The sequence below is a fragment of the Biostraticola tofi genome (genome assembly GCF_004343195.1).
Classification (GTDB): domain Bacteria; phylum Pseudomonadota; class Gammaproteobacteria; order Enterobacterales; family Enterobacteriaceae; genus Biostraticola; species Biostraticola tofi.
The window spans coordinates 85,362-97,850 of the sequence record NZ_SMCR01000005.1; the positions used below are offsets into that span (position 1 = coordinate 85,362).

Here is a 12,489-nt window from a genome sequence, read left to right on the forward strand (position 1 = left end):
TAGCCAGCATATACCGTATTGACCCGCAGTAGACCCCTTCTCTCGCTCATCGTCGTCAGCACAGCTCCAGTCTTGGCCGATCGCCTTTTGCCGCAACCGACGCTGCGCGTTATTGCTCATTCCACGCTTAACGTCGCGGTACCGTCGCCTTATCGGGTTGGTGGGAAAACAGCAAATATTAATATCAGTCATAACAATCTGTTATTAGCTCCTAAATGATCGTGCTCACAAATTAAGCTGAAATTATTTGCCTGCATAAAATGCTTTGCTTACATTGCTAACTCGACTTAGCAAGAGGGCTGCAGCATGAAAGAACATTACTTTATGGGAGTAGATGTCGGCTCAGCCAGCGTGAGAGCCGGGGTGTTTACCCAGGCAGGCGAGCGGCTGGCCTTTGCGGTTCGACCCATAAATCAGTTTCGGCCCGCGCCTAAAAGGGTAGAGCAGTCTTCTCGTGAAATCTGGCAGCAAACCTGTGAGGCAATCCGTGAAGCGGTCAGGCAAGCAGGTATCTCTCCTCAAGCGGTGGCATCCATCGGGTTTGATGCGACCTGTTCGCTGGTGGCGATTGATGAAAACGGCAATGGCATTCCAGTGAGTGAGCTAGGTGATGATGCGTGTCATGACATCATTATGTGGATGGATCATCGCGCTGGCGATGAAACCGCCGAACTGAACGCCACTACCGATGAAGCGTTGAATTTTGTAGGCGGTGAAATCAGTATTGAGATGCAACTGCCCAAGGCACTGTGGTTGAAACGCCATCTTCCTGAGCGCTATCAAAAGGCATGGCGCTTATTCGATTTAGCCGACTTTATGGTATGGCGGGCGACCGGCATTGATGCCGCCAGCGTCTGCACCCTGGCTTGCAAATGGAACTATCTGTCCCATAAAAAGGCATTCAGTGATTCGCTGCTGGAGGCGGTTGGCCTGGGCGAATTGCGGCAAAAAATTCCGCCGACCATTCTGGAACTGGGGCAGCCGGCCGGCCGACTCAGTACCGAAGCCGCCAGGGAATGCGGCCTGACCACCGATGCTATCGTCGCCGGAGGCATCATTGACGCTCATGCCGGCGGGCTGGCGCTGGTCAGCACCCGGCCGGAAGGATCGCTGGCAGTGATAAGCGGAACCTCTAACTGCCATATGCTGGTGAGTGCCGATCCGGTAATGGTCCCCGGCGTGTGGGGGCCTTACTGGGGCGCGATGCTGCCCGGCTATTGGCTCAACGAGGGCGGGCAAAGCGCCGCCGGTTCGCTGGTGGAATGGACTCTTGCGCAGCATGCCTATAGAGCCGAGCTGCAGCAGCTGGCCAGGCGGCAAAACTGCAGCGAATATCAGCTGCTCAATCAATGGGTCAGCGACCTTGAGCAGCGGGACCCATTACCGACCCGCGCATTGCATGTGTTGGCGGATCATCACGGCAATCGTTCACCCCGGTCGGACCCGGATGCCCGCGGAGCCATCATCGGGCTGACGCTGGGACAAGGTCGGGATGAGCTGGCCCGCCTCTACCTGGCCACTCTGCAGTCCATTGCCTATGGTACTCGGCATATTATCGAGACCATGAATCAATCCGGTCATCATATTTCTCGACTGGTGATGTGTGGTGGTGCAACCAAAAATCCACTGTGGCTGCGAGAGTATGCCAACGTCACCGGCTGTGATATCGAACTCTCTGCCGAAGAAGACGCCGTGACCCTGGGCGCCGCTCTGCTGGGTGCTGCCGCTGCCGGCGTCTTTCCTTCTCTGACTCAAGCTGCGCACGCGTTGGTCCGTCCCGGGGACGTCATCAGAACCGATCCCCGCTACGCCGATTTTCATCAGGCTAAATATCAGGTGTATCTGAAGCTGTATCAGGATGCGCAGTACGCCTGGCAACAAATGCGCCGGTGGCGCTGACTCATTATCAATCAGGAGTTGTATATGCTGGAATTAACCCTTCCGCCTTCGCCGGCGTTAATCAGCGTCGGACCGCAGGAAATTTTGCTGGTGGCTAATGCCGATCTGCGTGAATCGGCCAATGTGACCTGCTGGCCGACGCAGAAAATGTATGAAGAAAAGCTTAACGACGCCCTGGAGCGGTTGGGGTATCGAATGAAACGCGCCCATCCGGTTGATATCGACCGCCGGCATGGTTTTATCAGTAGCCAACAGCAGGGCAGTCGTCTTTTTTCCGCGATAGATCCGGATGCCCCGATTATTGTGCTGCTGACCGCATGGCAGTATTCCCATCATTTAGCCCCTTCACTGGTGCATCACCGAGGGCCAGTATTGCTGTTGGCAAACTTTGACGGTACCTGGCCGGGGCTGGTGGGTATGCTGTGCATGGCCGGGAGTCTGACCAGTTTGGGTGCCGCTTATTCCAGACTGTGGTCGGAGAATTTTGATGATGAGCTGTTCCTGCAGGGCCTGTCGACCTGGCTGCGTGATGGCGTATTGACTCATAAAACCACCTATCTGCGCGATATTCCGGCGACGCACCCGGTGATGTCCACGTCCGCTGGTCAGGCTGGCCGACGGGTTGGACAGTATATTCTGCAGCATAAAGCCATTGTCGGCCTATTTGACAGCTTCTGTATGGGCATGATTAACGGTGTTTTCCCCCAACAGGCGATGGTGAATACCGGCATTCCTATTGAATCGCTGTCCCAGTCAGCGCTGCTGGTTGAAATGGCCAAGGTGCCGGATGAGCTGCGCCGGGAGTGCCTGGAATGGTATGAACAGCGCGGAATGCATTTTGATTTCGGCACTGACGGCGCCACCTCCTTAACCCGGGAGCAAGTCCTGGAACAGTGCGCGATGATGATTGCCATGGCTCGTTTTGTGAAGCGCTTTGGTCTAGCGGCGATTGGGGTGCAATATCAGCAGGGATTGAAGGACTGCTGTGCGGCATCTGATTTCGCTGAAGGAGCCATCGGTAATGCCGAGCGTTTTCCAATCCCGGATGAAAACGGCGAAATAATCTGGCCCGGTAAGGCTATTCCCTGTGTCAATGAAGTGGACATGGGCAGCGCCATTCCCCAGGTGATGCTGTGGCGGTTGCTGGATGCCTTATCGCTGCCGGCCGAAACCACCCTGCATGATATTCGCTGGGGCAGCCTGTATCAGGGCACATTTTACTGGGATCTGGAGATTTCTGGAGCCGTGCCGTTTGCGCATCTCAAGGGCGGGATCGCGGGTGCTACCGGTTATCGCCAACCGGCGATGTTTTTCCCCTATGGTGGGTCGACCATTGCCGGCCAGGGTAAGGCGGGACGCTTTATCTGGGCTCGCGCTCATTATGAGGGCTCCGGCGTGGTGATGCATATCGGCACCGGCACCGGCGTAGAGTTGCCGGAGCAGGAGTTCGAACGCCGCCGGCAAGCGACCAATTACCAGTGGCCGCTGCTTAATGCGGTGCTGGATGGCGTAGGGCGCGACAGTCTGATGGCTGGCCACCAAAGTAACCACCTGACCATCGCCTATGTGGATGCCGGCCATTTGACTGAGGTGCTGCGGGCGTTTGTCGCTCAGGCACTGACGCTCGGCATCCGGGTACGGATCGCCGGTGAGGCCATCACTCTGATCCAGGAGTCTGCACAATGACGACGGTTTCCGCCTCTGTTCAAAAATATACCGGCATCTGGCCAGTGATGCTTACGCCTTTTGACTGCCGCGGGGAAATCGACTGGCCGTCGCTGGAAAAACTGGTGGAGTGGTATCTGGCGGCTGGAGTACATGGATTGTTTGCCGATTGCCAGTCCAGCGAAATGTTTTTTCTGAGCAACAAAGAGTCGTGCCAACTGGTGCGGCGTATCGTCGAGCAGGTAGACGGCCGGGTGCCGGTCGTTGCCTCCGGCCATACGGCCAGCGGCTTTAGTCAGCAGGTTGAACAGCTTAACCAGATGGCCGAAACCGGTATTGATGGCCTTATTCTTATCAGTAATCGCCTGGCGCTGCAGGCAGAGCCGGACCGGAAGATGCTGGCATCCCTGATGGACCTCACTGAGCGGCTGCCGGACCGGGTGGATTTAGGCATTTATGAATGTCCCTGGCCCTATAAGCGTCTGCTGTCGGATGAGACCGTCCGCTGGTGCGCCCAGAGCAATCGCTACACCTTTATCAAAGATACCTGTTGTCACCTGCCAACGCTGAGACGGAGGCTTGCTCTGACACACGGGACGCGCCTGCATCTGGCTAACGCCAATAGCCAGACGCTCCTGGCGTCATGGCAGGCAGGTTGCCATGCCTACAGCGGCATTATGGCTAATTTTCATCCGCAAATGTACGTCTGGCTGTATGAAAACTGGCGCAACCAGCCGGAACTTGCGCAAACGGTCAGCGATTATCTTTCAACAGCTGCGCTGGCGGAAAATCTGGATTATCCTGCGTGCGCTAAATATTGGCAGCAAAAACTGGGTAATTTCAGCACCATTCACTGCCGGGTACGCAGTTCTGCAGGGTTTGGTGACAGTTTTTTCCCGGACGCAATCGATAGCATGGTGCGCCTGGGTGAGGGGCTAGAGCAGCGCTATCCCGGCCTGCTGGAGAAAACGTCCTGCGTCTAAACCTGATGCCGGATGCGATGGCCGGTACTCCCGCAGACATGCCCTAAATGCAATACCTAGAGTCCTGAGACCTATTCTGTGCCCTACATCCCTGATACCGCTTTGCGGCATCACAGCACTGCGGCATGACCAACCGCGGTATGACAGATAATAAAATGAGGAACATCATGTCTATCTCTCTTGAATTATCCAGCAAGGCCAAGCCGCTGGACAGATCCAATATCCGCAGAGTGGTGATTTCCAGTTGGATTGGCAACACCATCGAATTTTACGATTTTCTGCTGTATGGTCTGGCCAGCGCACTGGTGTTCGGTAAGATCTTTTTCCCGACCATCAGTCCGCTGGCGGCGATGCTGGCGTCGTTTGCGACTTTTGGTGTGGGATTTATTGCTCGCCCCCTGGGCGGGATTTTCTTTGGCCATATGGGCGATACCCTGGGACGGAAAATCACGCTGATGATAACGTTGGGCGGCATGGGGGTGGCAACCTTTCTGATAGGTTGCTTGCCTACCTGGGACCATATCGGCGTCTGGGCGCCAATCCTGCTGGTTATCCTGCGCTTCGTTCAGGGGTTTCTGGTGGGCGGCGAGTGGGGCGGGGCAATGCTGATGGTGGTGGAAAGCGCTCCGGCCAACCGCCGCGGCGTGCTGGGCGCTATTCCGCAGACCGGCGGTTTTTCCGGTCAGCTGCTGGCGACCGGTATTTTCGCTCTGGTGACGCTGTTGCCGGAAGATCAGTTGCTCTCCTGGGGCTGGCGTATTCCATTTATGCTGAGCTTTGTGCTGGTGCTGGTAGGGCTTTATATGCGCCGCCGCCTGGAGGAAACGCCGGTCTTCAAGGAAATTCAGCAGCGAGAACAGCAAAATCCCTCCGTGGCCCAAGGGAAAACCAGCAGCCCGGTGGTCCAGGTGTTGCGTCATCAATGGCGCAGCATTCTGCTTATCATGGTGCTGAGGTTTGCGGAAAGCGTCCCTTTCTTTATGGCAACGGTATTTGCGGTTTCCTATGCCACTACCCAGCTCGGCGTGGAAAAACAGACCATGCTCAATGTGGTGATGGCTACCTGTGTACTGGCTTTCCCGATGCATGCGCTGTTTGGTGCCTTATCCGATAAAGTGGGCCGTCGGCCGGTTTACATTTTTGGCGCGCTGTGCGCCGCGGCCATGGCATTTCCTTTCTTCTGGCTATTGGAGAGCGGCTCATTTGGCTTAATGGTATTAGGCTATATCCTGCTGATAAACATCGCCCATAATTCGATTAACGCTGTTCAGCCGTCGTTCTTTACCGAATTGTTCGGGCCCAAAGTTCGCTACAGCGGGGCGTCAATCGGTGCGCAGTTGGGCGCCATTGTCGCCGGTGGATTTACGCCTTTTGTTGCCAAAGGGCTGACGGCCATAAATCATGATGATTGGACCTATGTCGCGGCCTATGTGGCGGTTGCCGCTCTGGTAGCCGCCTTTGCCGCCTGGCGCGCCCCGGAAACCTCACGCCGCGATTTAACCCAGGAGGTCGATTAATCCGGCCTTGCTGAGATAGGCGCCGTCAGTCCTTGAGGGACGGTGCCTATTTATCGGCTGATTCGAGTTAGCTAGTTCGCTATACTGTCATTCTTATGTTCAAACACGGCATGACAGAGATTAGCGAAATATGGCGAAAACCGTCGAGCAGATAGCCACGGCACTGGGGCTCTCTGTGACAACCGTCCGTCTGGTACTCAGTGGCAAAGCAGCGCAATATCGTATCAGCGCTAAAACCCAGCAGCGTATTGCCAGTTATGTTGACGAGTTCGGTTACAGCATCAATCATACTGCCCGCAGTCTCAAATTGAATAAAACCGATACCTTGGGACTGATCATACCTCGCCTTTCCAATATTTTTTTCGCCACCTTGGCCGAAAAGCTGGAGATCCGTTGTCGCGAGGCGGGCTACCAGCTGATGATAAGTTGCTACTACAACGATTCTCCTTATGAGAATCAACTGGTCGATGCGCTGATTCATCGCAATGTGGACGGCCTATTTGTCGTACCGGCATCGCTGGGAAACCAGCAGCATCATCTCAAAACAAGCACGCGTCCGGTTATTCTGCTGGATCGCGATTTTGCCACACCAGAGGTGTCGCTGGTGCTCAGTGACAACGTGCACGGGAGCGAACGGTTAACCGAAGCGATGCTGCAACAGGCGGTGCCGCCGATTTTCTTCCTGGCGGGCGATATCAATCAGCCTACTATTCACCAGCGCCTCATTGGCCACAAGCGGGTGATGGAACGTCACGGTCTGGTGCATCCAGAATGGGTCGTCACAGGGACCTATAACAGTCGGGAAGATGGCGATCTGATGATGCGCCGCTTCATTGAAGAAAGAGGCAGCTTTCCCGGAGCGTTTATTGCATCATCCCTGCCGGTGCTGGAAGGCGCGCTCAGCGTTCTGCGCGAAAAATGGGGTGTGATTTCACCCGAAATCAATATTGGCACCTTCGACGAGCACCCGATGCTGGGTTTCCTGTCGAACAATATCTGGTCGGTGCGTCAGAATGAGGATGCCTGGGCTGAGCATGCCGTCGATGCTATGCAGCGCCTAATCAATGGAGAAAAAGGCCCTATCAGGCATGTCATACCGATGACGCTCATTGAGCGGCGCAGAAAGGCCTCGGTATCGGGCTGAACAGTCGGTTCAACGATGGGCGGTGCTAACGATCGGCGTAGTGGCTGGTTTCCTGGTGCAGCAAGCGATCGCGGTTAGCGGTGGCGTCGCTGTCCTGGTGGTAGTAGTCATAGGGCAGCAGGAGGGTGTCAAGCACCGCCGAAAACGGCAAATCAATCGAAGCCAGCGGTATCATGTTCCACGGCGTTTCATCGTCCCGCAGCATATCCATTGCCGCCCGGGTACCGGGATAATAGCCCTGATGGTTGCCGGTATGCGTCATGATGCTTGAACAGCCTGAGCCTCCTAGCAAAGCAAATGCGGCGGCAAGGAAAAACAATGAGTTTTTAAACATAGATTTATCACGTCCCTTGAGATTTCTTCATATCAAATAACTCTGCTTCCTGCAAGCCTGGCGGCCGGTATAGAGCAATAACTATCCCTTTGCAGGTTAACGCATGCCGACAACCCATGATAAAGTGCTTTTCAGAGTGTAATTGATAAGTGCAACTCTGCTAGATTCTTTTAAGATTAAGACGATATTTTTTTCTTATTCTTACTTGAAAAACTGACAGGCGTCACCATCTTTATTGCATGGCCGATAAACAGATATGCCGAAAGGGTATTAGGCCACTGACCCGTCCAACCGGAGGGTTATTATTTACCTCGCTGAATTCTGGAGGCTTTTTATTATGCGTAACGTTGATTTTTCTCCTCTTTACCGCTCAGCCATTGGCTTTGATCGTCTGGTGAATTTATTGGAATCCGGACAAAGCCAGGGCAATGGTGGTTATCCTCCTTACAATGTTGAATTGGTGAATGAGAACCAGTACCGCATTGCTATTGCTGTCGCCGGTTTTGCCGAAAGTGAACTTGATATTACCGCTCACGACAATCTGCTGACGGTCAAGGGTGCCCATGCCAGCGAAGGCACAGAGCGCAATTATTTATATCAGGGGATTGCCGAGCGTAATTTCGAGCGCAAGTTTCAATTAGCAGAACATATTCAAATAAAAGGCGCGAATCTCGAAAACGGGCTGCTTTATATTGATTTGGAACGTGTTATTCCAGAAACGCTCAAGCCTCGTCGTATCGAAATCAAATAAACCGTGTCGTGAGCCCTCACGGCTGAATTGCCCGCCTTAACCGGGGGCGAACGCTGCCTGAATATCAGGTGGTGATTATTATCTCGCTTCAAAGAAGGAGTTACTAATATGCGTAATTATGATCTTTCTCCATTACTTCGTCAGTGGATCGGCTTTGATAAACTGGCAAGCTCTATGCAGGGTAATCAGGAGTCGTTAAGCTTCCCTCCCTATAATATTGAAAAAAGCGACGATAACCATTATCGCATTACCCTTGCCTTGGCCGGCTTCAAACAGCAAGGGCTGAATATTGAGGTCGAAGGGCCGCGTCTGACGATTACCGGTAAGCCTGAAGCCGCGGAGCGCCAGGTTGAATACCTGCATCAAGGCCTGGTATGTAAGGAGTTCTCTCTGAGTTTCACCCTGGCTGAGCACATGTCGGTGTCACAGGCTGAATTCATTAACGGACTGCTGCATATCGATCTTGAACGCCATATTCCGGAGTCTCAGCAGCCGCGCAGCATCGCCATCGGCTCTCAGACCGAGCAGCTGGCGCTGAGTGCCTCTGCAGACTCGCAGGCCGGTTCTGACCAGCAGTAAAACGTAGAAAACCGCCTCTATGGACTGCACCTTTACGCGCTGATTGTCCAACGTGTGGGGTGCAGTACATCAGTGCGGGCTTTAAACCGTTTCCCGGTGGGCCCGCTCAATTTCCTGTGCCAAAATGGCGATACCCCGCTCTATTTGCTCAGCCTCAGGCACATAATTCATCCGCATACACTGACGGGTATGCCGCCAATCCTGCTCCAGGCCCGGAAAGAAGTAATGCCCGGGTACCATCAACACGCCCCGCTGCTTAAGCCGCTGATAAAGCGCTTCAGTGGATATCGGCAGTTCAGGGAACCAGAGCCAGAGGAAAATCGCCCCTTCAGGTTTATGGATAAGGCAACGCTCCGGCGGCAGATAGCGGCGCAGGATGGTCAGGGTTTCGGCCAGTCGTTGTTGGTAGAAAGGTTTTACCACATCATTTGACAGCCGTATCAGATCATCTTTTTCAATCAGCCGGTTAGCCATGGCGGGACCCAGGCTGCCCGGCGCCAGGCTGATGATGCCATTCATATTACGGATGGCCGAAATAACCGCTTCATTGGCAACCACAATGCCGCAGCGCACGCCAGGCAGGCCTAATTTGGACAGGCTCATGGCCAGAATAATATTCGGATTCCAAAGCGGTCTGGCCTCGGTAAACATAATGCCCGGGAACGGCAGGCCATAGGCATTGTCTATCAGCAATGGGATATCATGCTGACGCGCCAGGGTATCCAGCCGAATAAGCTCATCATCGGTAATCACATTGCCGGTCGGATTGGTCGGACGGGATACGCAGATAAGACCAATGTCATCGCCAACCCGCAGATTATCGAAGTCCACGTGGTATTTGAATTGTCCTTCCGGCAGCAGTTCAATCGTCGGCTTGGCCGAGACGAACATCGCTTCTTCAAGGCCGGCGTCACCATAGCCAAGATACTCCGGCGCCAGTGGAAACAGCACTCGCCGCATGCCGCCATCCTGGTTTCTGCCGGCAAACAGGTTGAACAGATAAAAGAAAGCGCTCTGGCTGCCGTTCGTCAGGGCAATGTTAGCGGCGGTGATGGGCCAGTTGAACTCTTTACGCAGCAGCGCCGCCAGCGCGTTGAGCAGGGTGTCTTTGCCCTGAGGGCCGTCATAGTTGCAAAGGGCCTCGCTCAGGGTGCCTTCAGCGCTCATCTCCCGGCACAGCTCGGAGAAATAAGCCTCCATTGCCGGGATGCGCGCCGGATTTCCGCCGCCAAGCATAATGGATCCAGCAGAGCGCAATCCGTCATTCATATCCTCCATAAGCTGAGAGATACCGGAGTGGCGGGTAAATTTTTGACCAAACAGCGATAATTTCATCATGTTCAATGCAAGCTATGTCAGGTGAATTAAGGCGGGATTAAATCATCCCCAGACCGCGTAATTCTGTTTTCAGATAAGCGTAGTAGATAGGCGCGGCGATGATGCCTTCCAGGCCGAATGCAGCTTCGAAAATCAACATCGCCAGCAACAGCTCCCAGGATTTGGCCTGGATACGGCTGCCGACAATTTCAGCATTCAGGAAGTACTCCAGTTTATGAATCAGCACCAGATACACCAGCATCACGCCGCCTATCGGCAGAGAAACCGACAAGGCGGAAATGACGATCAGGAAATTGGAAATCAGATTACCGATAATAGGTAGCAGCCCGAGAATAAAGGTGGCGACAATCAGTGTTTTGGCCAGGGGTAAATGGATGTTCATCAACGGGAAAATCACCAGGATCATGATAGCCGTCAGGGCAGTATTGACTGATGAAATCTTGATCTGGGCAAACACGATGTTACGAAATGATGTGGACAGGTTTTCCACCCGGGCCATCAGTTCCTGGCGGAAATAAGTGGTTTTTCCCGACGGCTTGTGTAGCGAAATGATCGCGCCGATGATAAGCCCAATCAGGATGGTTACCAGCCCGTGAAGGAACGATCTGCCCATATTACGGATGGTTATCAGGTTGGATTGCACCAGGGCGAACACTTGATTTTTCAGTTCTTCGGCGCTTTCAGGCAAGAAAGCTGGGAACACATCGGGAATACGGCTCTGTAAGTCGGTAAAGATACGGTTGGTTTCTGCCGTCAGATCAATGCCCTTTTGAATATCGGAAGTCAGATAGCTGAACAGGCTGACGATAAGCAGCGTCAGGCCGACCACCACAAAGGTGGCTATCAGCGTTACAACCACCCAGCGCCCGCGCCCGCTGCCGATGTGGCGTTCGAACCAGGGAGTCATGGCATAGATGAGTTCGTAGGCCATGAAGCCTGCGATAAAACAGGGAAACAAATGCAGGGGGATAATGATAGCGATGAACAGCGCCATCAGCGCAAAGGTGACCGCTTTAATCTGGGGTCTGCTGACACTCATTCCTACTTCCTTCCGTAATGCAGTGGTTCCGTGGCATTGCTGCCCTTGGCTGGGCTTATGACCCGATGATCAATACCTGAGGTATTATCCGCTCCAGGTGACGGGCAGTAAATAGACAAGGGCTTGCAGGCTATAACAAAGTGGGACCTGAACGGGCGCACAGATCCGTCGGCGGGGTCGCAGGCGGGGTTGCCGGCGGCGGTTACGCGCCGGCATCCGGTGAGCAGGCAGAATATTACTTGATAAGCTGCGGGTTAACGCAGTTCTTCTCAATCCGTCCGGTTAAGGCGGTGATAAGGTTATTCACACCGTCGGCCATCATGTTGTAGCGATTTTCAGCGGTGGCAGAACCGATATGCGGTAAGGCCACTGCGTTAGTCAGGCGCAGCAGCGGAGAATCGACCGGCAGCGGCTCTTGCTCGAATACATCCAGACCGGCGCCAAGAATGGTCTGGTTTTCGAGGGCTTCAATCAGCGCCGGTTCGTCAATAATGGAACCTCGCCCGCCATTGATGAGGATAGCGCTTGATTTCATTTTTGCCAGCTGTTCGCGGCCGATGATGTGGTAGGTTTCATCGGTTAGCGGCAATACCAGACAGACAAAATCGGACTCTGCCAGCAGGCTGTCCAGGTCCCGGTATTGGGCGTCGTACTGTTTGTCAGCCTCGGCGTGTTGTTTACGGGCATTATAAAGGATGTTCATACCAAAACCGGCGTGAGCGCGCTTCGCCAGTGCCATACCGATACGGCCCATGCCAACGATGCCCAGTGTTTTATGGTGCACATCGACGCCAAACCAGTCTGGGGTAATGCTTTCGCGCCATTCACCGGCTTTGACCCGTTCCGCCGATTCCACAATGCGCCTGGCGGAGGCCAGAATCAGGGCCATCAGCGTATCGGCTACCGTTTCGGTTAATACTGTCGGCGTATGCATCAGGATGATATTGCGGGCGTTCAGTTGGTCTACATCAAACTGATCATAGCCCGCTGAAATGGTTGATGCCACTTTAAGCGAAGGGACACTGTCGAGGAAGTCATTATCAATTTTGCCACCGGAACCGATGATACCTACGGCTTTGCTGAACAGTTCAGGATGCTTTTCACGCACGCCGGCATCCAGGCTTTCCACCTCAGTGACGTCGAAATGTTCATTCAGTCTGGCCAGCAAATCCTCTGGCAACGATTTATATAAAATGACAGCAGGTTTCATCGGTTTTTCCTTCAGTCTGTTTTAATTAAT

The 12,489-nt window shown here is 53.9% G+C and carries 11 protein-coding genes; 7 read left to right on the forward strand and 4 right to left on the reverse strand.

Annotated features, from left to right (window positions below; genetic code table 11):
- The first annotated feature begins 306 nt into the window (after positions 1–306).
- The 5 genes from EDC52_RS12115 (at position 307) to EDC52_RS12135 (ending at position 7,208) form a co-directional block, all read left to right on the forward strand.
- Positions 307–1,899, forward strand: coding sequence for an FGGY-family carbohydrate kinase (locus EDC52_RS12115; protein ID WP_131865594.1), 1,593 nt, complete (start codon positions 307–309; stop codon positions 1,897–1,899).
- A 24-nt stretch (positions 1,900–1,923) separates the two neighbouring features.
- Positions 1,924–3,585, forward strand: coding sequence for a signal transduction protein (locus EDC52_RS12120; protein WP_131865595.1), 1,662 nt, complete (start codon positions 1,924–1,926; stop codon positions 3,583–3,585).
- On the forward strand, positions 3,582–4,547 hold the full coding sequence (locus EDC52_RS12125; protein WP_131865596.1) for a dihydrodipicolinate synthase family protein: 966 nt from the start codon (positions 3,582–3,584) through the stop codon (positions 4,545–4,547). The genes EDC52_RS12120 and EDC52_RS12125 overlap by 4 nt, the downstream gene beginning before the upstream one ends.
- 167 nt (positions 4,548–4,714) lie before the next feature.
- A complete protein-coding gene (locus tag EDC52_RS12130) occupies positions 4,715–6,064 on the forward strand; it encodes an MFS transporter (protein WP_131865597.1) in 1,350 nt (449 codons plus the stop codon).
- Between the two features lie 130 nt (positions 6,065–6,194).
- Complete coding sequence (locus EDC52_RS12135) at positions 6,195–7,208, forward strand: LacI family DNA-binding transcriptional regulator (protein ID WP_131865598.1); 1,014 nt, start codon at positions 6,195–6,197, stop codon at positions 7,206–7,208.
- 25 nt (positions 7,209–7,233) lie between these two features.
- Here EDC52_RS12135 and EDC52_RS12140 read toward each other — a convergent pair whose 3' ends face one another.
- On the reverse strand, positions 7,234–7,542 hold the full coding sequence (locus EDC52_RS12140; RefSeq protein ID WP_131865599.1) for a YceK/YidQ family lipoprotein: 309 nt from the start codon (positions 7,540–7,542) through the stop codon (positions 7,234–7,236).
- A gap of 337 nt (positions 7,543–7,879) precedes the next feature.
- Here EDC52_RS12140 and ibpA point away from each other — a divergent pair, with 337 nt between their 5' ends.
- Together ibpA and ibpB are read left to right on the forward strand one after the other, a co-directional pair.
- Positions 7,880–8,293 (forward strand): small heat shock chaperone IbpA, encoded by a 414-nt coding sequence (ibpA, locus tag EDC52_RS12145; protein ID WP_131865600.1) that lies wholly within the window; start codon positions 7,880–7,882, stop codon positions 8,291–8,293.
- A gap of 108 nt (positions 8,294–8,401) precedes the next feature.
- On the forward strand, positions 8,402–8,872 hold the full coding sequence (ibpB, locus tag EDC52_RS12150; RefSeq protein ID WP_131865601.1) for a small heat shock chaperone IbpB: 471 nt from the start codon (positions 8,402–8,404) through the stop codon (positions 8,870–8,872).
- An 81-nt stretch (positions 8,873–8,953) separates the two neighbouring features.
- On the opposite strand, the gene EDC52_RS12155 is transcribed toward ibpB, so the two are convergent.
- The 3 genes from EDC52_RS12155 to ghrB form a co-directional block, all read right to left on the reverse strand.
- Positions 8,954–10,207 carry a valine--pyruvate transaminase gene (locus EDC52_RS12155; RefSeq protein WP_131865762.1) on the reverse strand — a complete coding sequence of 418 codons (1,254 nt, stop codon included), beginning with the start codon at positions 10,205–10,207 and terminating at the stop codon, positions 8,954–8,956.
- Positions 10,208–10,247: 40 nt separating this feature from the next.
- Positions 10,248–11,249 (reverse strand): AI-2E family transporter, encoded by a 1,002-nt coding sequence (locus tag EDC52_RS12160; protein ID WP_131865602.1) that lies wholly within the window; start codon positions 11,247–11,249, stop codon positions 10,248–10,250.
- A 235-nt stretch (positions 11,250–11,484) separates the two neighbouring features.
- The gene (ghrB, locus tag EDC52_RS12165; RefSeq protein WP_131865603.1) at positions 11,485–12,459 is read right to left on the reverse strand and encodes a glyoxylate/hydroxypyruvate reductase GhrB; all 975 of its coding nucleotides are present in this window, start codon (positions 12,457–12,459) and stop codon (positions 11,485–11,487) included.
- Positions 12,460–12,489 lie beyond the last annotated feature (30 nt).

Coding starts and splice junctions, on each gene's coding strand:
- EDC52_RS12115 (WP_131865594.1), top strand. CDS start 307: ATGAAAGAACATTACTTTATGGGAGTAGATGTCGGCTCAGCCAGCGTG.
- EDC52_RS12120 (WP_131865595.1), top strand. CDS start 1,924: ATGCTGGAATTAACCCTTCCGCCTTCGCCGGCGTTAATCAGCGTCGGA.
- EDC52_RS12125 (WP_131865596.1), top strand. CDS start 3,582: ATGACGACGGTTTCCGCCTCTGTTCAAAAATATACCGGCATCTGGCCA.
- EDC52_RS12130 (WP_131865597.1), top strand. CDS start 4,715: ATGTCTATCTCTCTTGAATTATCCAGCAAGGCCAAGCCGCTGGACAGA.
- EDC52_RS12135 (WP_131865598.1), top strand. CDS start 6,195: ATGGCGAAAACCGTCGAGCAGATAGCCACGGCACTGGGGCTCTCTGTG.
- EDC52_RS12140 (WP_131865599.1), bottom strand. CDS start 7,542: ATGTTTAAAAACTCATTGTTTTTCCTTGCCGCCGCATTTGCTTTGCTA.
- ibpA (WP_131865600.1), top strand. CDS start 7,880: ATGCGTAACGTTGATTTTTCTCCTCTTTACCGCTCAGCCATTGGCTTT.
- ibpB (WP_131865601.1), top strand. CDS start 8,402: ATGCGTAATTATGATCTTTCTCCATTACTTCGTCAGTGGATCGGCTTT.
- EDC52_RS12155 (WP_131865762.1), bottom strand. CDS start 10,207: ATGAAATTATCGCTGTTTGGTCAAAAATTTACCCGCCACTCCGGTATC.
- EDC52_RS12160 (WP_131865602.1), bottom strand. CDS start 11,249: ATGAGTGTCAGCAGACCCCAGATTAAAGCGGTCACCTTTGCGCTGATG.
- ghrB (WP_131865603.1), bottom strand. CDS start 12,459: ATGAAACCTGCTGTCATTTTATATAAATCGTTGCCAGAGGATTTGCTG.